Genomic DNA, 24,324 nt, shown 5'->3' on the forward strand with positions numbered 1-24,324 from the left:
AAGCTACAATGTAGTTTCAGCCCTTTTTGCGTACAGACTTGCAGAATTTAAAGCGTGTCTTCAAACTTACTGAAAGCCGACGCTTACATGAACGGGTCCAGAGTAGGGAAGCATGCTGCATACTCTGCATACTGAATGTACGAGCTAGCGATCAGGATGTCGCAAAGGCGATTCTCCTATTTTCTTCTATTAATGAAAATTTTCGCTTTGTACGAGAGGGACACGAGGTTGTCCTCTCAGTGCGCTTGGAACAGAGCATGAGCAGGGAGTGAGCGCTAACGAATCTGAGACACGTTATATCGAAATGTACGGCGTTTTAGAGCGTTTTTATCGAGCGATTTTGGGAAATAACGTGTCTGAGGTTCTTTACAATTTTGGGACACTGACATCCATCATCGTATAACATGCCGAGTAAGGAGACATGACCTGATCAGTGAAAATCCAGCGAGGGAGGACCGAGTCTCCTATCTATCTAAGTTTAATCATACGGAAGCGGCTGGATGCGTAGGTTATTCTTCGGTGTTGGTACCAGATGTACGACGTGTATTCCCTTCCAGTTCCGTAGAGACTTGCTTTGTTGGTTCCAGATCCGTATGTCCTGCGTAGGGGCGATCACTTCGAGAGCGTGTCCCAGTCAACCCGAAACCAGAAGTAAATATAATCAGCTGTAATCCAAGGGCGTAGGGCGCAGCAGCAGGTCCAATCAGATGGAGCAAGGAGCATAGTGCGATCAGCAAGGAGAGCATTTTGGTTACTGTACTTGACCTATCGCGTCGTGGGCTGGCCCAGAGCAGGTAACCATATATTATGGTGATCATCAGGGAAATCGCGCGAATCCATGGCAAGATGCTGTCCCATGAGTCCACAGGGACGTCCAACATTCGCTGACGAAATACCAGATCTGTAATCAGAAACCCTGTGGCCGCCAGTGCGGCTGGTTCGGCTATGGGCCGAAGGATGGTCCAGACCGCTGTGCCCCAATGATCTGCATAAGTCTCCCGGCTGAGTTCATCCGATAATACGGTGCATTCCCGTTCCAGTGCTCTGTGCATCAGGCCAAGTCGGGCAGAATCATGATCCTTAATACAGTCACGGATCTGGTCCTGTAGCTGAGGGGATAGGTAAGATGCAGCTTTGCAGGCTAACATTGCTGTTATCAGATCGTCATGTTCGTGTTCCGATCGTTCATAATTCCGATTTTCCTGGATGGTAAGTTGTCCCAAGAGGGCTGTACTTATGTATAATGTATCTCGTATCCTTCTCATTCGCCTTTCGTGGCTGCGGCGAACTTCAGTGGCAGACCATATGTATATCCCCAGAAGCAAAGCCATGACTCCAAACAGCACAGCCACAGTGCCTGGGCGCGATGTTAGATCTTCAATCCAACGTTGAAACACACTTGTTCCTCCTTTGCACCAACTTCACGTATCATGAAACACGCTTCACGTAAGCTTTCTCTCACTATTACACAGGAAGTAGATGAATTCAAGCAGAAAGGGGCACAATTCATGGATCATGTGAATATTGAACACACACCACCCGCAGCGGTGGAGTATCTTGCCTTGCGGCAGATTGCCGGCCTTAGTGCAATGAGCAGGGAAGGGGCGGAGATTGGATTACCGAATAGCCTGTTTGCCGTATGTCTGCGTGAAGAGGATATGCTGATAGGCATGGGGCGAGTGATTGGAGATGGAGGTTGTTTCTTTCAGGTCGTCGATATTGCTGTACACCCGGATGTTCAGGGAATGGGGTATGGAAGACTGATCATGAGCGAGATTATGAATTATCTGCGTGAAGCAGTACCTGCCCGTGGTCTGGTCAGTCTGCTGGCGGATGTTCCGGCTGATCGCCTGTATGCTCAATTTGGATTTGAATACACCAGCCCAAAATCGGAGGGTATGTGGTGGAGGCAGGGAGAAGAAGGATCGACTACCTAGCGGAACGAAAACTGAAATTTTAAGATAAGAATAGACTTAGGTCGTATGAAATTATCTTAGTATAGCCGCATTTAGCGGCTTTTTTCATGATTCGTGTTGAGTGCTGGCGGAGAGAGGGGATACTTAAGAGTGTCAGTGTTTCTTCCGCTAGTTGAAGTAAAGATTATTTTTCTACATATAAGCTGTAAGAGATAGGTTTACAAGTTGTTCACATCCGGTTTAAGATGGCGTGAGCCGTTTAAGGTATATAACAATAGGATTAAGTATTAAAATAACGGTAAGTTGATGAGATGATATCTACAGAAAAGAGGGAATTCATATGAAAGTAACCATTTTTGGAGCAACCGGAGCGATTGGCAAGACGATACTGTGGGAGCTGATGGATCGTGGGCATGAAGTGACAGCGGTGGTGCGTGATCCGTCGAAGATTGAGATGGTTCATGAGCGTTTGCGTGTAGAACAGGGAGATCTGCTTAACCCGGATCAGGTGGCAGATTTTGCAGCGGGTCAAGAAGTGGTTGTGAGTGCGTATGGACCGAAGTTTGGAGAAGAAGAAGAAATGCTGGAAGTCACACGCTCATTAATTGAAGGTGTGCGCCGTGCAAAAGCAGGACGGCTGGTTGTGGTTGGTGGAGCAGGAAGCTTGCTGACTGATTCCAGTGATATGCTGATGGATACGCCGGGATTCCCGGAGGAAGTCAAACCACTGGCAAGAGCACATGCAGAAGCCTATGACCTGATTGAAGCATCAGGTATTCACTGGACCTACATGAGCCCTGCTGCGACAATCACAACAGGACGTCGGACAGGCCAATTCCGGGTTGGCATGAACCGTGTGATTACGGATGATATCGGGGAAAGCTCGATTTCGGTTGGTGATTTTGCAGCGGCTTTGGTGGATGAACTGGACGATCCGCAATTTATCCAAGCTCGGTTTACGGTAGGTTATTAAGCGTAGACAGGCTTTGGAATGGATGATTTAATCTGAAGGTCTCGTACACGGGATTAATAGAGCTTCCAATGATGCATGGAGCGCATCATGGTAACTATATGAGGTTAAGGGAAAGATAGAGATACAAATATAGGATGCAGCGTTTAGTGTGAAGTTGTTGCTTTTAGGTATGAGATGAGCTTGTCACGGGGAGGGATGAACGTTGTTTATCGTAACCGCTGAACAGATGAGAGCTGTGGACGAGCATACCATTCATCAGCTCGGTATTCCGGCAGCAAGTCTGATGGAGAATGCAGGACGAGCCATTGCTGAGGAAGTGATCAAGCTGTGCCGGGAAGGGCAGGCAGAAGGCAGGCTTGCGGATTCAGTAAGGCTTGGCTATAACAGCAAGACAGATGCGAGGCGGGCACACACCGGGCCCGGTGATCGGCAAGGGTATGGTGGCGACATCATCGCCGATCCGGCGCTGGTGATGGAGCGCCCGGGAGATCAGCAGTGGTACATGCTGATCGGCAAGGGCAATAATGGCGGCGATGGGCTGGTGGCCGCGCGCCATTTGGTTGAAGCAGGGCTTGGCGTGACATTGGTCTATGCCGATGCCCCTGATGCACTGCGGGGCGAAGCCGCAATGCAACGGGATGCCGCCGCGAAGCTTGGCATCCCTGCTCTTGTCCACGGGCGCGAAGCCGTGGACTTCAGCCGGTGCACAGGCATCGTGGATGCGCTGTTGGGCACCGGCTCGAAGGGAGCGCCGCGGGGAGCTTACGCGGCGCTGATCGAGGCGGCGAACGACAGCGGCAAGCCGGTCGTGTCCGCCGATGTGCCAAGCGGGCTGGACGCCGACACCGGAGAGGTGTACGAGCCCTGCATTCAAGCCCGGGTGACCGTATGCCTCGCGCTGCTTAAGCGTGGGCTGGTGCAGTACCCGGGTGCTTCTGCCGCGGGGCGCATCGTGGTGAGCGCCATCGGCATTCCCGCGCGGCTTGCGCCAGAGCATGGCCCCTCGGTCCGTCTGCTGACGGACGAGGTGCTGCGCGGTGCGCTGCGCGTGGATACAGGCCGTCTCCGGGCACCGGACGGCCACAAGGGCACCTACGGCCACGTGTTGCTGGCCGCAGGAAGATTGCCGATGAGCGGCGCTGGCCTGCTCTCGGCCAAAGCCGCGCTGCGCGCAGGCTGCGGGCTCGCCACATGGGCGCTGCCCGCGGCACTGCTGCCGCATGTCATCGGCACCGTACCCGAGCTCATGCTCGCTGCCGCCGCCGATGGCGACAGCGGCGAATGGAACGCGGCTTCCGCCGACGCCGTGCTGCGTCTCGCGGAGAGCCGCGACGTGCTCGCGACCGGCCCCGGCCTTGGCCGCTTCCAGGGCGACACAGAATGGCTGCGCCGTCTGTGGCAACATACGGATCGTCCGCTGATCATCGACGCGGACGCCCTCAACATGCTGGCAGACGCTGGCCCAGAGGGGCCTCGCGACTGGGGCCAGCGAAGTGCGGCGACAATCCTGACGCCGCACCCTGGCGAGATGGGCCGACTGCTGGGCATGTCGACCCAGGAAGTGCAGCGTGACCGCATTGGACACGCTGCAAAATACGCCCGCGAGCAGGGCGTGACCCTTGTGCTCAAGGGAGCACGAACGGTCATCGCAACGCCAACCGGCGAGGCGTACATCAACACCACCGGGCACGCCGGCATGGCAACTGGCGGTGCCGGAGACGTATTGACCGGCATCATCGCCGGTCTGCTTGCCCAAGGGCTCAGCGCGGAGCAAGCCGCCGCGTTCGGCGTATATCTCCACGGACAGGCCGCCGAACGCGCAGCCCTGCTGCGCGGTGACCCGTCGTCTCTACTGGCCGGAGACATCATCGACGCACTGTGAGGATGGGGCAGGTGTGGGACAAGCTCGTCAGTGCTCTAACGAATCTTACACACCTTATGCCACGGTATACATGGAGGAGCAAAAGCTAACGAACCTTATCCACGTTATTTCTGTGTATTTCAGAGAATATACCTGTAAAACCAGGCTGAATTAGGGAATAGAATGCCTGAGATTCGTTAGTTTTTAGAATCTGCAATGAGTGGCCCAATAAGGTTTGCTCAGTTTGTTAAACGTTTGGATCTGAAACGCTGATACCTTGTTATCAACTTTCGTGTCTGCTTACCGTCTTGCGCGTGCCATGGGAACGATGATTAGATGAAACAGCGATTAGCTATTGAAAAGGGGAGCCCTGTCATGATCCATGACGGAGACTCCCCTTTATTTGTTTTTATGTTTGTATGTTCACGCTACCTGATCCTGGCTTGCTTATAACCTGCCCATAACTTGCCTATAATCTGCATCTAACCTGCATCTAAACGACATCCGAACTACGCCCGGTCCGAATTCTCCCGACATCTTGATTACAACCGGAATCGCAGCAGCTCCTGATGCATCTCTGCGCTGATATCACGCAATGACTTCACCTTGATACTTGCATCAGCGAAGGAACGTTGTTGTTCCGACGTGGAGGCGGTAATCTCTTCACTGCTGGCAGCTGACTGCTGGGTGATGGCACTGATATTTTCGATGGCCTGTTGCACCTGTGTACTGAGTTCATTGGAGTGTTGCATGTCCTCAGCAAGCTGATGGATGCCGGTACTAATCCGCTCCACACTTCCACGAATGGCGGAGAAGGATTCACGAGTCTGGCTTGTGGCTTGTTCCTGTTCGCCGAATAGCTGCATGCTCTGTGCTACAGAGTTCTTCACCTTGTCCATGGAGGTTGTGATTTCGCCCACAGCCGCATAGATATGTTTGACCGATTGCGCAGATTGTTCGGCGAGTTTGTTCACCTCGCCGGCAACAACAGCGAAGCCACGTCCGGCTTCTCCAGCGCGAGCAGCCTCTATGGAGGCATTTAACGAGAGCATGGTCGTTTGTTTGGCAATCTCCGATACATATGCCGTCATCGTAGTGATTCGAACCGCGCTTTCTTCCAGTTCCCGCACCGTTTGTTCCACCTCGGACATCGCCATGCGATTCACTTCGGCCAGGCGGAGTTGCTCTGCTACAGCCTTATTACCTTCCTCAACGGTAGTTAATACTTCACGACCATCGATCACCGATTGGGAAGTGGCCTCCAGATTGCTATTGAAAGTAGACTGCATTTTGTCCACAACCATCACCGTTTCACTCAGATCCTCGGCAATCTTTTGACTGCCAATCGAGAGTTCCTCCGTGGTGCGGGATACTTGCTGTACGATCGCTTGGGCTGTATCATTACCGCGGTCAATATCTTGTGCCATCAGATCGACCCGCTGACCCGCTTCACCAATCGACTGAATAATGCCACGAATATTATGAGTCATGATACCGAAGGAGCGACTCAGGTCATCGAGTTCATCTTTGCCCCGAGCTTCCGGTAATTGTCCGGTCAGGTCACCGTCCGCAATTTGTCCAGCGGCGTCTTTGAGTGTACGAATACGTTTGGCGATCTGACGTGAAGTATACATATTAAACAGCATTACGGCGACGAGCAATACGATGGCTCCTGCCAGAGCGGCTTGCCACGTTTGCTGAATGTCATGTTCCAAATCAACCGTATATTGATCATAACGATCCCGAGTCATCTCATCTAACGAATAGATATCATTCTGTATGCCCCGAACCCGAGTGCTGTAACGTTTTGCTTCCGCACTGTTCATCTTGCTCATCGCTTCTGTGGCTCCCTGGTTGAGAGCTTCTAATTTTGTCTCGATGGACTGAATAAGTTGTAACTGCTGATCTGTTTCGAGCAATCCGTCCGTAAGCTCCTGAATCATCGTTTGGCCTTCATCCAGCAAGCGAAGTACGGCGTCCTGGTTTCCTGCTGTCATGGAGAATGAGTAGACATCCAGCGCCTGCTGGGTCTGAATCTGATTGGCATTCAGTTCACTCACCTTGAGCATGGCGGGTACCAGATTTTGATTTTTGGCATTCATGCCGAGCAATTGCATGATGATATAAGCCACTAGCACAAGGCATAGAAGCAGTGAAATTAGAGCATTAAATATCAGTTTTCCCTGTAGTTTCATGAGCGTACCTCCTCGTATCCGATGGGTTATTGATCAAGCTTAATTTTGATTTGACCGGAAGAGATCTTTGCCTTCAGATCTTCGAAGGTTTGCTGTTGTTCATCACTGAGCGTGATATTATGTAGAGCAGTCAGACCCACGGCGTTCTCCGCCAGCCCCTCCACGATTTCCTTTTGAGGGAAGGTATGATTGTTTTGAACAAACGTGTTAACGGCATTATAGATAGAGACATCCACATTTTTCAGCATGGACGTAAGAATGGCTTTTTCCGCCAAAAAGAATTGATCGGTATCTACACCGATGGCGTATTTCCCTAATTTCTGAATCTCCGTCAGTGCGCCTACGCCTGTGAGACCGGCAGCAACGTAGATCACGTCAGCGCCCTTCTCCTGAATCATCTGTGCAGCCAGTTGTTCACCGAGATCAGCATCACCGAAGTCCCCTGCGTAGACGGCATCAACGGTTGCATCCGGCTTGACAGCCAGAACACCTTGTTTAAAACCCTGCTCGAAATTACGAAGGACAGGTATCTCCATTCCACCAATGAAGCCAACATGATCTTCCGTTGAAGCCATAGCAGCAATAACGCCTGCCAGATAACTTCCTTCTTCCGCCCGGAATGAAATGGAGGCGATGTTAGGCAGTTCGGACTGACTGTCAATCATGAGGAACTGCTGGTCAGGATATTTGGCTGCAACTTTCTCCATATCCGCTTGGACAACATCACTCAGGCCGATAACCAGATCAAATTTGGCTTCCGCAAACTCTTCAAATGCAACTTCGGCATTCTCGCCTGGTTCACGATAGTCAAAGACAATGCTTTTCTCATTTCTGGCCTGAACCAGTCCATCAAAAGCAGCATCATTAAAAGAACGGTCACCCAGACCCACTTCCGTAAGCACGATTCCAACCTTCGTTCTTGTGTCTGTTGCCGTTGTTGTATTATTGGCCGAACATGCCCCCAGGATCAGTACCGTCAGGATCAACATTAGGGTGAGACCTAGACCTGCGCGTCTGTTCTTGTTTGTTTTCATATGTGGTACCCTCATTTCTGTAGTCGCATTTTTCTGTTTTGCATGGTTTCTTAGTTTCAGGGAATAACGTGTACATGATGACACGTATGGTGAGGATTTCCCTTTATCTATATCGGTCAGAAAGGCACTGTGATTTATGATATGTAGTGAAAATTTACGAAAAAATAAATATTTTTCATGAATTACACATTATTTTTACATTTCTCTGGTAAAAAGGGTACATAAATATCTACAGTATGTTGTTTACTGATGTTAGAAGTCGAAAAAAAGGCACAAGAGAGATGACGTGAATCATCTCTCTTGTGCCATAGAATAGCACCCTATACGGATGATAAGGTGATCATCCTATTATAAAATTACGTGAGTTTTACCAAGCCGCAATCGAGCCGTCCGCTCGGGTTTCCGTCCCCCCGCATAATACGCCATTGTCCGGGTTGCGCCAGATGATCTGACCACGTCCAAACTGGGATGGATCGAGTGCCACTTGAATATCATGTCCCTTGCGGGCGAGTGCCTGTGCAATGTGCTGTGGGAAACCCGGTTCCACGAGAATTGTTTTGCCCTTCGTCCACTGCCAGCGCGGAGAATCCAAGGCGGCCTGTGGGTTCAGATGATAATCGATCGTATTCATGACCACCTGCACATGACCTTGCGGCTGCATGAAACCACCCATGACACCGAATGGCCCAACCGCTTCGCTGCCACGGGTGAGGAACCCCGGAATAATCGTGTGATACGTTCGTTTGCCCGGCTCCAGTGCATTTGCATGATTCGGGTCCAGTGAGAAGTTGTGTCCACGATTCTGCAATGCAATGCCTGTCCCCGGAACAACGAGTCCAGACCCGAAGCCCATATAGTTACTCTGGATAAAGGAAACCATATTGCCTTCACCATCGGCCGTAGCCAGATAGACGGTTCCACTTGCGCGTGGATCACCTGCCTCAGGTGCGCGTGCGGTATCACCAATGAGTTTGCGCCGTTCTTCTGTGTATGCCTCGGACAGCAGTTCCTCCACGGTCACACCCATTTTGCGTTCTTCGGTAATATATTTCTCCCCATCGGCAAACGCCAGCTTCATGGCTTCAAGTTGCTGATGATACGCCAGAACGGATTCTTTCTCGTCAAAATCATATCCCTTCAGCAGATTAAGCGCCGCGAGAGCAATCAGTCCTTGTCCATTCGGCGGAATCTCCCATACATCGTAACCACGATAGGAGACGGAGATGGGATCAACCCACTCCGGCTGAAAAGCCTTCAGATCTTCGCGAGTCAGATAACCACCGTGCTCTGCCATAAAGGAATGAATGCGCTCTGCCAGTTCTCCTTCGTAAAAGTCTCGCGCTTCGCTCTCGCCAATCTGGCGCAAAGTCGCCGCATGATCCGGCGAGCGCCACATCTCTCCAGCTGCGGGAACACGCCCGCCTGGAGCAAATGTCTCAAACCACGCACGGCCTGCCTCCGCATCACCCTGGCGTGCATAGATCTCGGCTGCCCTTGCCCAATGGCGGGCCAGCCCAGGCGCAAGCGGATAACCTTCCTCCGCATAGCGGATGGCCGGTTCCAGCGCTTCCGCCAGCGTGAGCCGCCCAAAACGGCGGCTCAACTCAGCCCAACCCGCCGGTGCGCCAGGCACCGTCACCGGAACAACCCCAAGCTTCGGCATCTCCGTATAGCCTGCCGCTTGAAGCGCCTCAATGGATATGCCCTGAGGCGCAGGGCCGCTGGCATTCAGGCCATGCAGTTTGCCCTCGGTCCAGACGAGGGCAAAAGCATCGCCTCCAATGCCATTAGACGTGGGCTCCAACACCGTGAGTGCTGCAGCAGTTGCAATGGCGGCATCAATGGCATTGCCGCCTTTTTTCAATACATCCAGACCAGCTTGTGCAGCCAGTGGCTGAGACGTGGCGACCATGCCTTGTTTCGCATACACAGGCACGCGGTAAGAGGGGTACGGTTGGTAGAGTGGATCGAAGTTCATCAGGTTGTTCAGCTCCTTGTCGCAAGATGTCAGGCTCCGGCATAACCGGATCATACTCCTAACCCTCTTCGCAACGGGATAACCGATATCCTGCCACAACTGCCAAATCCAACCTGACATCAGCCTATGTCGTTACCATATCGCCGCCATTCACATGAATGCATTCACCTGTGACGTAGGATGAATCGCGGGAAGCGAGATAAACGTAGGCTGCCGCCAGTTCGTAAGGCTGACCAGCCCGACCCATAGGCGTATCTGTTCCAAATACCTGTACATCCTCAGCGGAGAAACTGGCAGGGATGAGTGGTGTCCAGATGGGTCCCGGGGCGACGGAATTCACACGGATTCCCTGTGCAGCGAGCGATTGGGCGAGTACACGAGTCAGCGATACGACGGCTCCTTTGGTAGAAGAGTAGTCGATCAGTTGGGTATTGCCTTTATATGCCGTAATGGAAGCCGTATTGATGATGGAGGCACCTCTGCACAGATGGGGGAGAGCGGCCTGAATCAGAAAGAAATAAGCGAACACATTGGTCTGAAAGGTGTGATACAGCTGTTCTTCTGTAATATCAACGATGCTTGGCTGCACATACTGTACGCCATGATTGTTGACCAGAATATCGATCTTCCCGTAGGTTTCCATGGTTGTGCGAATGACGGCTTCACAGTTTTTCTTTAAGCGGAGATCAATCTCGATTAAGAGACAGCGCTGTCCGATTTCTTCGATCCGTTCACGAGTCCTTTCGGCATCTGTCCGTTCATATAGATAAGCAATGACGATATCCGCACCTTCCTTGGCAAAAGCGATGGCGGCCGCCCGGCCGATTCCACTGTCACCACCCGTAATAATGGCAACTTTACCTTGGAGTTTACAGCTGCCGATATAGGCAGGATCTTCACTAATTGGTTCAGGCACCATCAGGGTTTCCAGACCGGGTTGCTGGTCCTGATGCTGGGGTGGAAATGCCAGTTTTTGCTCCTTGCATACCGTTTTCTCACCATAAAAAGGATAGACAGGATTCATTCGCTTTACATCCTCCTCGAACGTTCATTGATACGGATAACCTATGCATTCGCCCAGAAGAAGGTGCGGGAGGAAGCAGCAGAACGGTTGTTTTTATTGCACAGAATATACCATAATAAGGATAGATCCTTAAATCGATGGAGGTGTCAGGAGCCACATGAATATTCAAGGAATTAATCATTTGTGCTTTTCCGTATCCAATCTGGAGCGGGCCATTACCTTTTATGAGCAGGCTCTCGGTGCCCGAATTCAGGTGAAAGGACGCAAACTGGCTTATTTTGAGCTTGCCGGTGTGTGGATTGCCCTGAATCAGGAGGATGTTATTCGCAACTATACGGAACGAACCTATACCCATATTGCATTTACCGTTACAGAAGAGGAGTTCGACGCGTCTGTGCAGCAGCTGCGAGCAGCGGGTGCTGACATTCTTCCCGGAAGGCCAAGAGATCCGCGGGATGCATTATCTGTATATTTCACCGATCCGGATGGTCATCTGTTCGAACTGCATACAGGTACGATGAAGCAAAGGCTGGATTATTATCGCGAAGACAAGGCTCATATGACCTTTTATCCGTGAGTTCATGTACAAATTGATAAAATCTGGAATTATAACTCACATATCTATTGTTTAAACATTGGCATTACCTATAATATGGACAAAAGGTACCTTAATTTACCAATGTTAAATTCGTTGGTTCAATTCCAAGGAGGTTTGTCATGATTCAGTTCCCTAAACCGGATGTCGAGCAATATTTTCAGACGTACCGTATTTCGCACTTTGCCGTATCGGCAGACGAGAAACGTTTGTTCATGGACAGCAACCTGAACGGTCAGCCGAATATTTGGGCGATGGATTTGCCTGGAGGATACCCGTATCCTTTAACGTACTTGAATCAGAGCAGTCAATTTATCAAAGCAGACCCGCAAGGACGTCATCTGCTTACCGCGTTTGATCGGGATGGAGATGAGAACTATCATCTGTATGCACTTCCGCCCGAGGGTGGTGTCCCACTGCCTGTGGTTCCGGCAGAACCTAATGATCGCTGTTATTTCGCTGATTTGTCCGAGGATGGACAACGTCTCTATTATGTCACCAACGCGGGTAATCCGAATTATCTGAATTCACGCCGCATCGATCTGGAGACAGGAGAAGATGAACTGTTATACAGTGGAGAAGAGGTTACGAGCAGCCTGGTGGCTGTAAGTCCTGACGAGAAGAGTTATGTCATTTTAAAAATGTACTCCAATACGTATCAGACGGCGCATTTGCATCGTAACAATGAAGAAATGGAGATTCTGCCAGCTTCAGAACGTCATAGTCAGGTATCCGATCTGATTTTTGCAGATGATAATCGTCTTCTGTTCATTACCAATGATGACTCCGCATACGCTTATGTGGCTGAGTACCGTATTGATACCCGCGAATTCCGTTTATTGTGCCGAATCGAAGGGGAAGATGTGGAGTTTATCCGCTGGCATCAGGCTTCCGAGACCTTATATTTCTGGACACTTACAGGGCCGGAGAATCGTATGTACGTATTGGGCAAAAATGCCGATGAGCCTCGGCGCATAGAGATGCCGCTGGATACGATAGAGCAGGTGAACGTTACGAAGGCTGGTAATGTGTATATCCTCGGACGTGGAGCGATCCAACCGCATAACATTTATCGCAAAATCGCAGGTGATGAGTCCTGGGAGCCGCTGACTGCCAATCGGGTAACCGGACTGGACCCAAGTGATCTCGTGTACCCTGACGTTATTCGGTATAACTCCTACGACGGACTGGAGATCGAAGCTCTCTTGTTCAAAGCAAAACCAGAGCAGGCCAATGGCTACACCGTATTTTGGCCTCATGGTGGGCCGCAAGCATCCGAAGCGAAGTTTTTTCGGCCGATGTTCCAGATGATGCTCGCTCAGGGCTATCATGTCTTTGCACCGAATTTCCGGGGCAGTACCGGATATGGTGCGGAATTCGTCAAGATGGTTGAGCGTGATTGGGGTGATGGTCCAAGGCTGGACTGTGTTGCCGGGATCAACTGGTTGTTCGATCAGGGAATCACCTCGCCAGAACGGTTGTTTGTGGTAGGGGGAAGTTATGGGGGATATATGACCCTGTTATTGGCAGGTCGCCATCCGGAGCTGTTCCGGGCTGCGGTCGATATTTTTGGGCCAAGTAACCTGTTCACATTCCTGGAATCCGTGCCGGAAGACTGGAAGCCGATGATGGATAACTGGCTGGGTGATCCGATCCGTGACCGCGAACGTTTAACGAAGGATTCACCGATTACGTATCTCGATCAGATGGTGAATCCAATGCTGGTCATTCAGGGTGCTAATGATCCAAGGGTCGTGAAGGCCGAATCCGATCAGATCGTGGCCGCGCTCCAGTCCAAGGGAATGGATGTGGAATACATCGTTCTGGACGATGAGGGCCACGGATTCTCCAGAAAGGCAAATGAGATTCTCGTATACCGCCGGATGTTGGAGTTTTTGCAGAAACATCAGGAGGCACCGATTGCACAAGCTTAAGTTGAGGGATTCCATCGTTGAACAAAATATAGTGAGATGAGGAAAACCGCCAGAGATCATCCTTGATCTTTGGCGGTTTTATGCGTGCGCCCGCTTGTTGGGCGGCATATATGGAACGATACATGCGTTAGTTTGGAAGACTGTTATCCATTGAGCGACCTGTTCAAATCTACTAATTAATCTACTAATCCAGCAATGTGACAATTGAATTAATGGACTGCTGCGCCCACTGTGCCAAAGGCAGGTCGGCTGCCCACGTCACTTGTCCAGTCGCTTTGGCTTCCCCCCACCATAAGATACGTTGATAGAGCAGATGCATGCTGAGACGTGTGCGGAAGTGTTGGCATTTCTCTTCATCTGCTGCACAGACCAGATCCCGGTAGCAGCGAAGGAACTGTGCGGCCAGTTCTGGTTGACCCTCACGAACATACCTGGTGGATATTTTGGTTAGGTCGGCTGTGCCATCTCCGAAGTAGGCGGTTGTAAAATCGAACAAACCACTAATCTGCCACCCTGAAGAACGGTCATTCGGATTTTGAATCAAAATATTCTCGACCTTGAAGTCTCCCATGACAAAACATGGAACAGCTTTGGACCGAAATGCCGGTTCAGCATTTTTGAATTGCTCGTCCACCCACTGAACATCTTCATCCGTAATCACCGAGTACTGTTCAGCATCATGTAACCAGTGACGAATGGTCCCGTACAACCAGTCCAGATAATCGCCTGCAAAGGAAACAATCTGCTGCGCTACAGGATCATATTCCCCGGCATCGGGCACCTTCCAGCGGTGCAGTTCAGCCAAAGTATGGGCAAACATACAGGCGATCTCTTCCTGATCTTGCTGTGACAGTGAAGCCTGGAATGCTGGATCATACAGGTGATTCCCGGGCAGGCGCGGCATTATGGCATAACTCCAGCCTAGCAGATGGGTATCTTCATGTAATAAATATGGATCAGGGACAGGAATGGACGTATGTTTTGCCAGTTGTTCTACAAAGAACTTTTCTTCCTGCAACTGTCCTGCATATAAAGGATTGCCTTTCAGAATATACTCTCCACGGGAAGAGCGAATGAGCAGTGTCTGACCCATAACACCTTTATCTGTTCGTCGATAATCTTCAAGGGTTCCCAGATCAAGCTCATTCAGCGCATCCTGCAATGGAATTGCGGCCACTTCGCCAAGTTGATTGGAACCAAAATATATACGGGTTGTCATATGGCCGGACCCTCCTGGATATTAGTCCTCATTCTCTTCGTCAGACAGGTCATACGTATCCTCATCGACCAATCCACGGATGAAAGCTTCAAAATTCGGCGCAAGATATGTAATCTCATAATCATTTTCCTGATCTACATGAACGACACAAGGTTCACCTTCAGGGCCGCAGAAGCGATAATCCAGCATAACGACATCATGACCAGCGGATGGACAATCACAGATCACAATCCCCAGGTCGGGGTATCCCCAATCCTCGATCATGAACCGACTTCCCAGCTCACCAGCGAGTGCGTATGTTTTATCGTGTCCGATTCCCATAATGCTTGAAATGGCAATGTGATCCTCAGCCCAGGAAGTCGCTTCTTGGGTGGGAAATACAGTGAGCGCAGGGATACCGCCGTTTTGCGTATTCATCAGTTGAATATAGGAGGCAGGGAGCTTGTAACCCAATTCGTGTTCAATCGAAACAATCGTGGCTTCGTCAAAGGGAGCCGACACATGGTTGTCCCGTGCATAATCACTCTGTTTCCAGAATGTCCCTGGGTCGTAGGTTCCTGAAGCAGCACGAAGATGGTTCAACGTGCCACGCTGCTCCCATTCTGTTACTTGTTCTTCATGGCGTTGTCGATCCCGCCGCATCTTCTCAGCGAAAGGTCGAATCTGACTTAGAAATTCAAGGGTTGATTCATCATGTGGCTGAAGTTCGTTAGCTCTCTCAAAAGCCAGTAGTGCCTGTTCATAACTCGCTATATGACAGTATGCATAACCCAAGCGGTATTGCCAGAGCGGGTCGTTTACTCCTTGCTCCTCGACAGACAACAGTTGTTGAATGGCTTTGTGACAACGTGCATCATTATTATAGGCTCTGGCGAGTTGACCAATCAGATCATAATCCCGCTCTGAGACGGGGATACGTTCAATATGTTCAATAATGAGACTGAATTGGTCCTGCTCATGCCACAAATTAATTTGTTCCAGCAGTTCTTTTTCCATGAATAGGCCTCACTTCCGTAGGAGGGGTATGAATCTCTTTCATTATATAATAAGTGCGTGTTGGTTGGAGAATGTATAAATCAAGATCTTCGTAGCATACTGTTTAAGTATACTTTAAGTTGTGTTTAACTTTGTTTAAGTGATATGTTGAAAGTTAAACTTTACTATCCTATACTAGGAGTGTGAGGTGAGATGGATATGGGAATTACAAGAGTTGAAAAGAATATATTTAGTCAGAACACAGATGAGATTGCTTCTGAGTTAGTTCAGAGCTTGAGCAATACGGATAATAGCATTTTACTGTTCAAAGTGCTGGCACTTGCAGTCAAGAATAATACTGAATTTGTTCGTAGCCTGGATGAATCTATCTTTGAAGATGCTGATATCTTTAGAGAAAAGTATGTTACTCTTCTCAAACATGCGTTAAGTCAAGCAGTGAATGTACCGACAGGAATTACAGACAGTGGTGTTCCTTCTATTGAAGCTGTACGTTCTTATACTCCTAAAGAATTATCTGTATTTTTTGGAGTGAGTATTACGACGATTTTTAACTGGATTGATCAAGGCCGTTTTATGGGGATTCAAAGAGCCGGGTCCAACAAACATAATCTCATCCCAGACGATACTACATATGTGTATGGATCAGGTAAAAGAACGACGATTAAAGAGATTGTGACTATGTGGAAAAAGGAAGAGGCAGGACGCCAATCCACAATAGAAGTCAGTGACCTGGATTACCACACGGGGCAAATTGCCTTATACGAAGATAAATACAAAGGGGAATTCGAACGGACACTCGGAACTAAATTGAATTTAACACCTGAAGAAGAAACCGATGCACAAGTTTGGAAACACCATTTGGGGAGGCAGCATCTTGGCTTTAAAGATACCGAAAAGTAATTTTCGTTTTATTGAGAATGATTTTTCAGATATTATTATGGAGATTCGAGATGGTGACCAGGGTCTTCCAAGCAGCACTAGAACTATTCGTAAAACAATTGTCTTTAATGATTTATCGAAGGATGTACTGTGTAGAGGAGATAGATCGAAACGGGGGATTCATCGAGTTATATTGGTATGATTGGTATGATGATCAAAAGGAGTTGGTTATGAAATTCCATGCTCACTATCATCCTGATGAAACACCCGCTAATATCACGATGTATGACCCGTTTCATATTCATACGGCAAATGAAAGAAGATTGAATAATGAAAAATTTCAAGAATTATATACGATTCTTGAATTTATTAGATTAAGAAATATCTCTATTAAATTATAATAGTTCAACGCTGATATAATGTTTGTACATACGAATTAAACAACACTCCCTGAACTTAGGCATGATAGCCACAGTTCAGGGAGTGTTGTTTTTATTTATAGTCTATTCTTTATTACAAATCGTCAAATCCGTTATCGTCGCCAACTTTACCGTAGTTACGGGATTTAGCTTCGAAGAAGTCGGTTTTGGTTGCATTCAATGCTTCATCGGAGAATGGTTTGATCCAAGGCATGCAGTTTACATCCACACCTTCATATGCTTTTTCCATCCCCATCAGACGCAGACGTTTGTTGGCGATGTACTTGATGTAATCTTCCAACTCGTTCAGGTCAATACCGCGCACGTTGCTGAGTGTGTAATGTGCCCAGTTGGTTTCAAGTTCAACAGCACGATGGATTGTTTTGTATACATAGTCCATGTTCTCAGGTGTGTTCAGTTCAGGGAAGTCTACCAGCAACTGTTTGTACACTTCAGCGAAGAAGTAACAGTGTTGGTTTTCATCCCGCTGGATATACGAGATCATCTGGCTGGTTGCCATCATTTTCTGGTCACGGGCCAGATTGTAGAAGAAGGCAAACGTACTATAGAAGAAGATACCTTCGAGTACCAGATCGGCTACCATAGCCTGGAAGAACGTCTGTGGAGACGGCTCATCCCGGAATGTTTGGTAGATGTCTGCGATGAAACGGTTACGGTCAAGCAGAACTGGATCATTTTTCCAGTATTCAAAAATTTCCTTTTGCTCCCGATCAGATACGATCGAAGACAGGACGTAGGAATACGATTGGTTATGAACGACTTCCTGTTGTCCGATAATGGCCGAGATCGCTTCGAGTGAAGAATCGGTAAAGTAACGTTTTACGTCACCAACAAACATCGTCTGCATGGAATCAAGTACCGCGAGCAGAGAGATGTTGATTTTAAACGTACGTTGCTCTTCCTCGTCCAGTTGAGCAAACTGGGAAGCATCTTTGGACATTGGAATCTCGTCTGCGATCCAGTGATTGAGCAGCAATACTTTGTATAATTTGTACATATGAGGCATGCGAATGTCGTTCCAGTTCAGGATACCGGAGCATTCACCTTCAATAATACGTGTTGATTGGTTAGGGGCTTCGGTGTTGAAAATTTTCTGTACTTGCATTGTTCCGTTCACTCCTTGAAATTTCATAATGTTCTGCCGACAGAACTTTGGGGAATCATCTATATCAACATCTTGCGATGCTGTGATCGTGTTTTAGGCAAAAAAGAACCAGGGCAACGCCATTTTGCAATCAAAACAGGATGCCCTGGTAGTCACCTCGAATCTAGTATATCTTCTCTATCATGGATAAAGCGTAAATTGCGCAAAAATCAAGATTCTTCAATTGTTAATGCCCGGCTACGAACATAATAAGTTGATTTCATGCCGGCTCTCCAGGCGTGCAGATGCAATTCCAGGAATTCTGTTGCTTTAATATCTGGTCGAACGTAGAAGTTGAAACTTTGTCCCTGATCGACGTGGCGCTGACGGGCAGCCGCCATATTAATGGAAGCATGTTGATCCACCTGGAACGCCGTTTGGTAATAAGGACTTGTTTTTTCGGACAGATCCGGAGCTGGATTGGCAATTTTGTAAGTTGTTTTCTCTTCATAAGATAACAGCTCATAGAGCGGATCAATACTAGCCGTTGAACCAGCAATAATGGACGTGGAACCGTTAGGTGCAATGGCGAACAACCAGGCATTACGTACACCGTTTTGTCGTACTTCGGCTTGCAGTTCTTTCCACTGTTCGGTTGTCACGAATTCGCCTACGCGCTCACCTGATGTGTACTCGCGTTGGTCGAAGTAATGACCACTTTCCCAATCGGAACCTTTGAATTTCGGATAATGTCCTTTTTCCTTGGACAGCTCCATACTGGATTTCACGAGCAGGTAGTTAATTTTTTCATACAGATTATCGTTATACGTTACAGCTTCTTCAGACTCCCAATGAATGCCTTCGAGAGCAAGCAGGTGATGTAGTCCGAATGTTCCCAGACCGACTGCACGATATTGGCTGTTGGTATATTGGGCTTGCAACACTTCAATGTTGTTAATGTCGATAACATTGTCTAGCATGCGCACCTGAATCGGAACGAGACGCTCCAATACATTATGAGGTATAGCACGTGCCAGATGGATGGAGTTCAGGTTGCAGACAACAAAGTCGCCAGGCACTTTGGAAATCACGATGCGAGTTTGTCCATCCTTGGTTACGAGTTCTTCCTTTTCAATTACAGTAGCAGACTGGTTCTGCATAATTTCGGTACACAGGTTGGAGGAGTATACCATACCGTGTGCACGGTTAGGATTCGAGCGGTTAACCGTATCCCGGTAGAACATGTATGGCGTACCTGTCTCCAGTTGGGATTTCAGTACTCGCTTCATGATGTCAATCGCCTGTACTGTAATCCGGGACAGCAGTGGGTGATTCACTGCTTCTTCGTATTTATCACGGAACGCACCTGCACCAAAGGACTCATCATAGAAATCTTCCAGTCCGAGTGCACGACCATTCTCGTCCTTCCAGCCCATCACTTTCTTTGTTTCGTGTGGACAGAACAAGCTCCATTCGCCGCGGCTGGATACCCGTTCCATGAACAAGTCAGGCAGACAGATGCCGTGGAATACGTCATGCGCACGCATACGCTCGTCACCGTTGTTCAGCTTCAGATCGAGGAAGGCCAGAATGTCTTTGTGGAAGACGTCCAGATATACAGCAATGGCACCTTTACGCGTACCGAGCTGGTCTACGCTGACCGCTGTATTGTTCAGTTGGCGAATCCAAGGGATTACACCGGAACTTGTATTTTGGTGACCACGGATATCCGAACCACGAGCTCTGACTTTGCCGAGGTAAACGCCGATGCCGCCACCCATTTTGCTCAGACGAGCTACATCCGTGTTGGAATCAAAGATACCTTCGAGTGAGTCGTCCACCGTATCAATGAAGCAGCTGGAAAGTTGACCGGCTACTTTTTTACCTGCATTGGACATCGTAGGAGTAGCTGCGGTCATGTACATGTTGCTCATTGCCCAGTATGCTTCCTTGACGAGATCCATACGTTTCTCGGCAGGCTCTTGGTGCATTAGGAACATGGCGATAACCATATAACGCTCTTGCGGCAATTCCATTACTTTTCCATCAAAATCGTGTGCGAGGTAACGTTCTGCCAGTGTGAGCAAGCCGATGTAATCGAAAAGCAGATCGTTGCGGTAGTCAATGCACTCAGCAAGTTCATCGATCTGTTCTTTGGTGTAACATTCCAGCAATTCTTCGCGGTAGATACCTTTTTTCACGAGATCTACAAGAAGAGGATGGAATGCGCCATAAGGCTCGTCCGGGTAAGACTTGTATCTGCGGTTGGTAGCCGCTTTTTTGTAAAGGGAAGTGAGCAGGGAGCGCGCCGCTGCAAATTTCCAATTAGGCTCCTCTTTGGTTACCAGTTCCAGTGCGCTCATGATAAAAGCGTTGCTGATTTCGTCTCCGGTAACTTCATCACGGCGGAGCTTGCTGTTTACCCCACGTACCAGACGTTCCTTGTCCAGCATTTCCAGTCCTTCCAGAGTACGGTCGGCATATACCGAGATGCGCATATCATCAAAGGCAAGCTGGCGGTTGTTCGGCTTGGTCACAACTTGTGGCATGAATATTCCTCGCTTTCGCATGTTTAAGAGATAAATTGGAGAAATTCTTTATATAAAGAATTGAGTGTTGTCTTACGGTGAGAGTAAGGTAAAGGTTGCTTTTGGCAGACTGAAACGGCGGTGACAAGTTCATGTCTTAAATCGCTCAACTTGAGGAGCACAAAACAGCACAATGCAGAACATACTCATATAAAAAGCATTCTCCCCGCCTCGCGGCTGAAAATGCCCATGGATGCTCTGGCTTCCTTACTGTCTTAGAGGTTCAGAATATCGACAGAAAAGGGTGCTTATGTAAGCTTTTGTCTATTGCAGATGTGTCTGTAGTTTGAGGATACCGGATGCAGTCCAAACAGCCCCGTTAACCTCCATGTCAACTCTGTTTCGAGAAAGCGATTTACACCTACAGGGACGTGCCTTTGGAGGTGATTTCATCCTGTTTTTCGCGAGAATGCAGAAGGTGACTAATAGAAGCGGAGAAATCTAGTGTTACTACATTTTGTAGCTGTCAACATACTGTAACCCAACATATTGTGTTTGTAAAGTGGGCAGAACCAGTAAAACGTAATTCCGAGTATACCATTTAAGCCAGGAATCCGCAAAGGAAAAGGACTGGAAGATTTGAAGATTTATCAAAAAAAAATTTTGAACAATTTGAATGACGTCTTCACGTCAGTTTGAATTGTAACGCATTCAACTGGTAGAATAAAAATAGTCAAAAATCGACTAAAATTAGCGGCAGCGGTTGTTCACGGGGCCCTTAGGAGGCGGAGCAAAATGGCAATAGCAGAAGTGACTGTAATTCCAATTGGAACGGGTACAACCAGTCTAAGCAGTTATGTGGCGGATATGCAAAAGGTATTGGAACATCAACGGGGCATTACATATCAGTTAACTTCCATGAGCACCATTATTGAGGGACCGCTTAACGAGATCTTTACAGCAATTGCGGCTCTACATGAAGCGCCGTTTTTGTCAGGAGCTCAGCGTGTTTCCACATCCGTCAAAATTGACGACCGTCGTGATAAACCGGACGCCTCAAGTATACAGAAGTTACAATCGGTTCAGGATAAACTGACATCACATCAGGCAAGCCCCAATTAATAACTAATCATTGTTCTAGAAGAGAAGCAAATTCTTCATATATCAGAAATGGAACTATCGATATTTTTACGACAAAGAAAAATAAAACAATCCTCGTTGAAATTCTCTCACCGAGGATTGTTTTGTTTTATTAGACTATTGGATCAAACCAGCTTTTTTTAGATCTCCACGATTCAGAACTAGGGAACCCTGTAATTTTTTGTAACGGATTGTTTTACCTGAGGGATCCGCGACAACTTTTTCCTCGTTTTCCTTAAGACCATTGGCGTTGACACTAAGGATGGTTTTTAGATTTTTTGAGACGTTGTAAACATCCGCCGAATCTCCTTTTAGAGCAACTTTATATCCATTAGATGCGGATAGATCAATCAGGCTAATCCAATCGGCTTGTGATTGACTCTTCGCAGAAAACTCAATGGAACGGGACGCACTGGTGTAATTAACTTCATAGCCAAGGATCTTGGCAACTTCACGAAGTTGTAAATACGTATTGCCCTTATAAAGCAATTGATCTGACGTAACAGTTTTGGACTGACCGTTAACAATAACTTTAAAGTTTGCCAAAGTTGCTTGAACTTTTTGTGAGGTAGCAGCCACAGCCATTGAAGAAGAACCAACCAACATCCCTATAGATAAAGCAACAAAAACCTTTTTCATTTTCATCTTGATCATCAACTCCTATGTAAATGTATTATACCTGAGAATAATACCCTAATTAGGAAGCGTTGACACGGGCGGAAACTATTATTTTTTTGCTTCTTACGACTCATAATTTTGCTGAACCACTGATAATTTGAACAATTAGTATGGAATTATAATAAGGATGAATTAATTCAGTCTAAAATCACCAATTTTGAATATGAATAGGGGCTAGGCAATAATAGTGAAGACACACATAACGAGATCTTTTACAGCAATTGCGGCTCTGCATGAAGCGCCGTTTTTGTCAGGAGCTCAGCGTGTTTCCACATCCGTCAAAATTGACGACCGTCGTGATAAACCGGATGCCTCAAGTATACAGAAGTTACAATCGGTTCAGGATAAACTGACATCACCTCAGGCACATCCGAATTAATGGTTTAGTGTAAACATCCGTATATTCGGTTATTCGGTATGTTATAAGTCATTAATTAAAGGTTAGATTGTGTCTGTCTGTGTAGTTAACGTGAATTTCTGACATCTATAAACCGAAAGAAATAAAAAGACCAGCTTAATGGTATTATCCCCTTTAAGTAGACACTTGAAAAAGCCTTCATGTTATCATGAGGGTTCAAGTGACACTTGGAGGGGATATTTTTATGGCAAAAAAAGGACAAACATTTCAGACGTATACCGAAGAATTTAAATTGAATGCGGTTAGATCCTATGTCGAAGGGTCTTCAAGTTATAAAGTGGTAGCTGAACGCAAAGGAATTCGAAACTGTTCACAACTGAAGGTGTGGGTGAAAAAGTGGAAAAACGGGGAAGCGTTCGATGAGCGAAAAAACAATGTTCCGAATCCAATGAAAGGACGTCCCCGTACTGCCTTTAGCAGTGTAGAAGAAGAACGTGACTACCTTCAAGCCAGGTGGATTATTTAAAAAAGCGGTATCCAAATCTAGTAAAGGAGAAGCGCTGAGCCAACGGGAGAACTACGATATCATAGACGAATTGCGCTGCTCGCATAGCATTACACGCCTATTATCGATTACAGGAATACCCCGTTCCAGTTATTACAAATGGCGGGCAACACAGCCGCAGCGAGACGCAAGACAAGACCGTGATCGTGAGATCAAAGAACACATGATGGCTATTCATTTTGCAAACCGAGAGTTTGGTTATCCTCGCATGACAACGGCGCTCTGGGAGGCTGGTCTGAACGTTAATCACAAGAAAGTATGGCGAATCATGCGGGAACTATCGATCCAATCGGTCATTCGTAAGAAGCGGAAGAAGTCCAGCTATACGCCATCTGTGATTTATCCGAATCGCCTTAAGCGTAAATTTCATGCCACAGCCCCCCAGCAAAAAATGGTGACGGATATTACTTATATTTCGGATGGAAACACATTCGTTTATCTGTCTGTCATTCAAGACTTGTTCAACAACGAAATTGTAGCTTGGCAATTATCTAAACGGAACGATGTTCAGCTCGTATTGGATACGGTGGAACAATGGACACAAAAAAGAGACGTTTCGGAAGCCGTGCTCCATTCGGATCAAGGCTTCCAATACACGTCTCAGGCGTACAACACACGATTAGAAGCATTCGGCGTGAAGGGCAGCCACTCTCGCAAAGCAACCTGCCTGGATAACGCATGCATCGAATCCTTCTTTTCGCATCTCAAGACAGAGAAGCTGTACCTTAACCAGTGTAATTCAGAAGCAGAGATTCGACAAGCCGTGGAAGATTACATGTACCATTACAACTACCGACGATTTCAAGCCAAACTCAAACAGCGCGCACCGATTGAATATCGATGCGCGCTGGCAGCATAGCTTTTTTCATCTGTCTACTTGACAGGGGTATGACCATTAAGCTGGTCTTTTTGTGTACTCATTTAACA

The 24,324-nt window shown here is 47.8% G+C and carries 19 protein-coding genes and 1 pseudogene; 10 read left to right on the forward strand and 10 right to left on the reverse strand.

The genetic code is table 11. From position 1 onward, the window contains the following. Positions 1–509 precede the first annotated feature (509 nt). Positions 510–1,397, reverse strand: coding sequence for a hypothetical protein (locus AC4E8D_RS02735; RefSeq protein WP_221823710.1), 888 nt, complete (start codon positions 1,395–1,397; stop codon positions 510–512). A 111-nt stretch (positions 1,398–1,508) separates the two neighbouring features. On the opposite strand from AC4E8D_RS02735, the gene AC4E8D_RS02740 reads away from it, so the two are divergent. The 3 genes from AC4E8D_RS02740 to AC4E8D_RS02750 all read left to right on the forward strand — a co-directional run bounded on the left by AC4E8D_RS02740 (position 1,509) and on the right by AC4E8D_RS02750 (position 4,771). Beyond that, the gene (locus AC4E8D_RS02740) at positions 1,509–1,937 is read left to right on the forward strand and encodes a GNAT family N-acetyltransferase (protein WP_221823708.1); all 429 of its coding nucleotides are present in this window, start codon (positions 1,509–1,511) and stop codon (positions 1,935–1,937) included. Positions 1,938–2,256: 319 nt separating this feature from the next. Next, complete coding sequence (locus tag AC4E8D_RS02745; RefSeq protein WP_490205816.1) at positions 2,257–2,889, forward strand: NAD(P)-dependent oxidoreductase; 633 nt, start codon at positions 2,257–2,259, stop codon at positions 2,887–2,889. Positions 2,890–3,091: 202 nt separating this feature from the next. Beyond that, complete coding sequence (locus AC4E8D_RS02750; protein ID WP_221823705.1) at positions 3,092–4,771, forward strand: NAD(P)H-hydrate dehydratase; 1,680 nt, start codon at positions 3,092–3,094, stop codon at positions 4,769–4,771. A 521-nt stretch (positions 4,772–5,292) separates the two neighbouring features. On the opposite strand, the gene AC4E8D_RS02755 is transcribed toward AC4E8D_RS02750, so the two are convergent. From AC4E8D_RS02755 to AC4E8D_RS02770, 4 genes are all read right to left on the reverse strand, one after another. Continuing rightward, positions 5,293–6,945, reverse strand: a complete 1,653-nt coding sequence (locus AC4E8D_RS02755) for a methyl-accepting chemotaxis protein (RefSeq protein ID WP_221823703.1) — start codon at positions 6,943–6,945, stop codon at positions 5,293–5,295. Positions 6,946–6,971: 26 nt separating this feature from the next. Next, on the reverse strand, positions 6,972–7,979 hold the full coding sequence (locus AC4E8D_RS02760; RefSeq protein WP_221823701.1) for a BMP family lipoprotein: 1,008 nt from the start codon (positions 7,977–7,979) through the stop codon (positions 6,972–6,974). A 367-nt stretch (positions 7,980–8,346) separates the two neighbouring features. Beyond that, the gene (locus AC4E8D_RS02765) at positions 8,347–9,957 is read right to left on the reverse strand and encodes a gamma-glutamyltransferase family protein (RefSeq protein WP_221823755.1); all 1,611 of its coding nucleotides are present in this window, start codon (positions 9,955–9,957) and stop codon (positions 8,347–8,349) included. A gap of 124 nt (positions 9,958–10,081) precedes the next feature. Then, complete coding sequence (locus AC4E8D_RS02770; protein WP_221823700.1) at positions 10,082–10,981, reverse strand: glucose 1-dehydrogenase; 900 nt, start codon at positions 10,979–10,981, stop codon at positions 10,082–10,084. A gap of 157 nt (positions 10,982–11,138) precedes the next feature. On the opposite strand from AC4E8D_RS02770, the gene fosB reads away from it, so the two are divergent. Both fosB and AC4E8D_RS02780 read left to right on the forward strand, forming a co-directional pair. Then, positions 11,139–11,558: a metallothiol transferase FosB gene (fosB, locus tag AC4E8D_RS02775; RefSeq protein WP_221823698.1), complete on the forward strand. Its 420-nt coding sequence runs from the start codon at positions 11,139–11,141 to the stop codon at positions 11,556–11,558. Positions 11,559–11,698: 140 nt separating this feature from the next. Next, positions 11,699–13,510 carry a S9 family peptidase gene (locus AC4E8D_RS02780; RefSeq protein WP_221823696.1) on the forward strand — a complete coding sequence of 604 codons (1,812 nt, stop codon included), beginning with the start codon at positions 11,699–11,701 and terminating at the stop codon, positions 13,508–13,510. Between the two features lie 184 nt (positions 13,511–13,694). On the opposite strand, the gene AC4E8D_RS02785 is transcribed toward AC4E8D_RS02780, so the two are convergent. Continuing rightward, the gene (locus AC4E8D_RS02785) at positions 13,695–14,729 is read right to left on the reverse strand and encodes a phosphotransferase family protein (protein ID WP_221823694.1); all 1,035 of its coding nucleotides are present in this window, start codon (positions 14,727–14,729) and stop codon (positions 13,695–13,697) included. Positions 14,730–14,750: 21 nt separating this feature from the next. Further along, on the reverse strand, positions 14,751–15,725 hold the full coding sequence (locus AC4E8D_RS02790; protein WP_221823692.1) for an SMI1/KNR4 family protein: 975 nt from the start codon (positions 15,723–15,725) through the stop codon (positions 14,751–14,753). Positions 15,726–15,917: 192 nt separating this feature from the next. On the opposite strand from AC4E8D_RS02790, the gene AC4E8D_RS02795 reads away from it, so the two are divergent. Further along, positions 15,918–16,625 (forward strand): helix-turn-helix domain-containing protein, encoded by a 708-nt coding sequence (locus AC4E8D_RS02795; RefSeq protein ID WP_221823690.1) that lies wholly within the window; start codon positions 15,918–15,920, stop codon positions 16,623–16,625. A gap of 492 nt (positions 16,626–17,117) precedes the next feature. On the opposite strand, the gene AC4E8D_RS02800 is transcribed toward AC4E8D_RS02795, so the two are convergent. Further along, positions 17,118–18,149 (reverse strand): ribonucleotide-diphosphate reductase subunit beta, encoded by a 1,032-nt coding sequence (locus tag AC4E8D_RS02800; protein ID WP_145325587.1) that lies wholly within the window; start codon positions 18,147–18,149, stop codon positions 17,118–17,120. 209 nt (positions 18,150–18,358) lie between these two features. Next, entirely contained in the window at positions 18,359–20,677 is a 2,319-nt protein-coding gene (locus tag AC4E8D_RS02805) for a ribonucleoside-diphosphate reductase subunit alpha (RefSeq protein ID WP_221823685.1), read from the reverse strand. A 774-nt stretch (positions 20,678–21,451) separates the two neighbouring features. On the opposite strand from AC4E8D_RS02805, the gene AC4E8D_RS02810 reads away from it, so the two are divergent. Next, positions 21,452–21,778 (forward strand): MTH1187 family thiamine-binding protein, encoded by a 327-nt coding sequence (locus AC4E8D_RS02810; RefSeq protein WP_221823684.1) that lies wholly within the window; start codon positions 21,452–21,454, stop codon positions 21,776–21,778. A gap of 135 nt (positions 21,779–21,913) precedes the next feature. Here the strand turns inward: AC4E8D_RS02810 and AC4E8D_RS02815 are convergent, their stop codons facing one another. Continuing rightward, on the reverse strand, positions 21,914–22,441 hold the full coding sequence (locus AC4E8D_RS02815) for a stalk domain-containing protein (protein ID WP_221823682.1): 528 nt from the start codon (positions 22,439–22,441) through the stop codon (positions 21,914–21,916). A 241-nt stretch (positions 22,442–22,682) separates the two neighbouring features. Between AC4E8D_RS02815 and AC4E8D_RS02820 the strand changes: the two are divergent. The 3 genes and pseudogenes from AC4E8D_RS02820 to AC4E8D_RS02830 all read left to right on the forward strand — a co-directional run. After that, a pseudogene (locus AC4E8D_RS02820) lies at positions 22,683–22,853 on the forward strand (thiamine-binding protein); the annotation flags it as partial. A gap of 223 nt (positions 22,854–23,076) precedes the next feature. Then, positions 23,077–23,358: a transposase gene (locus AC4E8D_RS02825; RefSeq protein ID WP_260632931.1), complete on the forward strand. Its 282-nt coding sequence runs from the start codon at positions 23,077–23,079 to the stop codon at positions 23,356–23,358. Beyond that, positions 23,327–24,256: an IS3 family transposase gene (locus AC4E8D_RS02830; protein ID WP_490205817.1), complete on the forward strand. Its 930-nt coding sequence runs from the start codon at positions 23,327–23,329 to the stop codon at positions 24,254–24,256. Before AC4E8D_RS02825 ends, AC4E8D_RS02830 begins: the two co-directional genes overlap by 32 nt. Positions 24,257–24,324 lie beyond the last annotated feature (68 nt).

This window comes from Paenibacillus sp. SRL342 (assembly GCF_984798905.1).

Excerpts from the sequence above, each read along its gene's own strand:
- AC4E8D_RS02740 (WP_221823708.1), top strand. The coding sequence starts at position 1,509 with ATGGATCATGTGAATATTGAACACACACCACCCGCAGCGGTGGAGTAT.
- AC4E8D_RS02745 (WP_490205816.1), top strand. The coding sequence starts at position 2,257 with ATGAAAGTAACCATTTTTGGAGCAACCGGAGCGATTGGCAAGACGATA.
- AC4E8D_RS02755 (WP_221823703.1), bottom strand. The coding sequence starts at position 6,945 with ATGAAACTACAGGGAAAACTGATATTTAATGCTCTAATTTCACTGCTT.
- AC4E8D_RS02760 (WP_221823701.1), bottom strand. The coding sequence starts at position 7,979 with ATGAAAACAAACAAGAACAGACGCGCAGGTCTAGGTCTCACCCTAATG.
- AC4E8D_RS02765 (WP_221823755.1), bottom strand. The coding sequence starts at position 9,957 with ATGAACTTCGATCCACTCTACCAACCGTACCCCTCTTACCGCGTGCCT.
- AC4E8D_RS02770 (WP_221823700.1), bottom strand. The coding sequence starts at position 10,981 with ATGAATCCTGTCTATCCTTTTTATGGTGAGAAAACGGTATGCAAGGAG.
- fosB (WP_221823698.1), top strand. The coding sequence starts at position 11,139 with ATGAATATTCAAGGAATTAATCATTTGTGCTTTTCCGTATCCAATCTG.
- AC4E8D_RS02780 (WP_221823696.1), top strand. The coding sequence starts at position 11,699 with ATGATTCAGTTCCCTAAACCGGATGTCGAGCAATATTTTCAGACGTAC.
- AC4E8D_RS02785 (WP_221823694.1), bottom strand. The coding sequence starts at position 14,729 with ATGACAACCCGTATATATTTTGGTTCCAATCAACTTGGCGAAGTGGCC.
- AC4E8D_RS02790 (WP_221823692.1), bottom strand. The coding sequence starts at position 15,725 with ATGGAAAAAGAACTGCTGGAACAAATTAATTTGTGGCATGAGCAGGAC.
- AC4E8D_RS02795 (WP_221823690.1), top strand. The coding sequence starts at position 15,918 with ATGGATATGGGAATTACAAGAGTTGAAAAGAATATATTTAGTCAGAAC.
- AC4E8D_RS02800 (WP_145325587.1), bottom strand. The coding sequence starts at position 18,149 with ATGCAAGTACAGAAAATTTTCAACACCGAAGCCCCTAACCAATCAACA.
- AC4E8D_RS02805 (WP_221823685.1), bottom strand. The coding sequence starts at position 20,677 with ATGCCACAAGTTGTGACCAAGCCGAACAACCGCCAGCTTGCCTTTGAT.
- AC4E8D_RS02810 (WP_221823684.1), top strand. The coding sequence starts at position 21,452 with ATGGCAATAGCAGAAGTGACTGTAATTCCAATTGGAACGGGTACAACC.
- AC4E8D_RS02815 (WP_221823682.1), bottom strand. The coding sequence starts at position 22,441 with ATGAAAATGAAAAAGGTTTTTGTTGCTTTATCTATAGGGATGTTGGTT.
- AC4E8D_RS02825 (WP_260632931.1), top strand. The coding sequence starts at position 23,077 with ATGGCAAAAAAAGGACAAACATTTCAGACGTATACCGAAGAATTTAAA.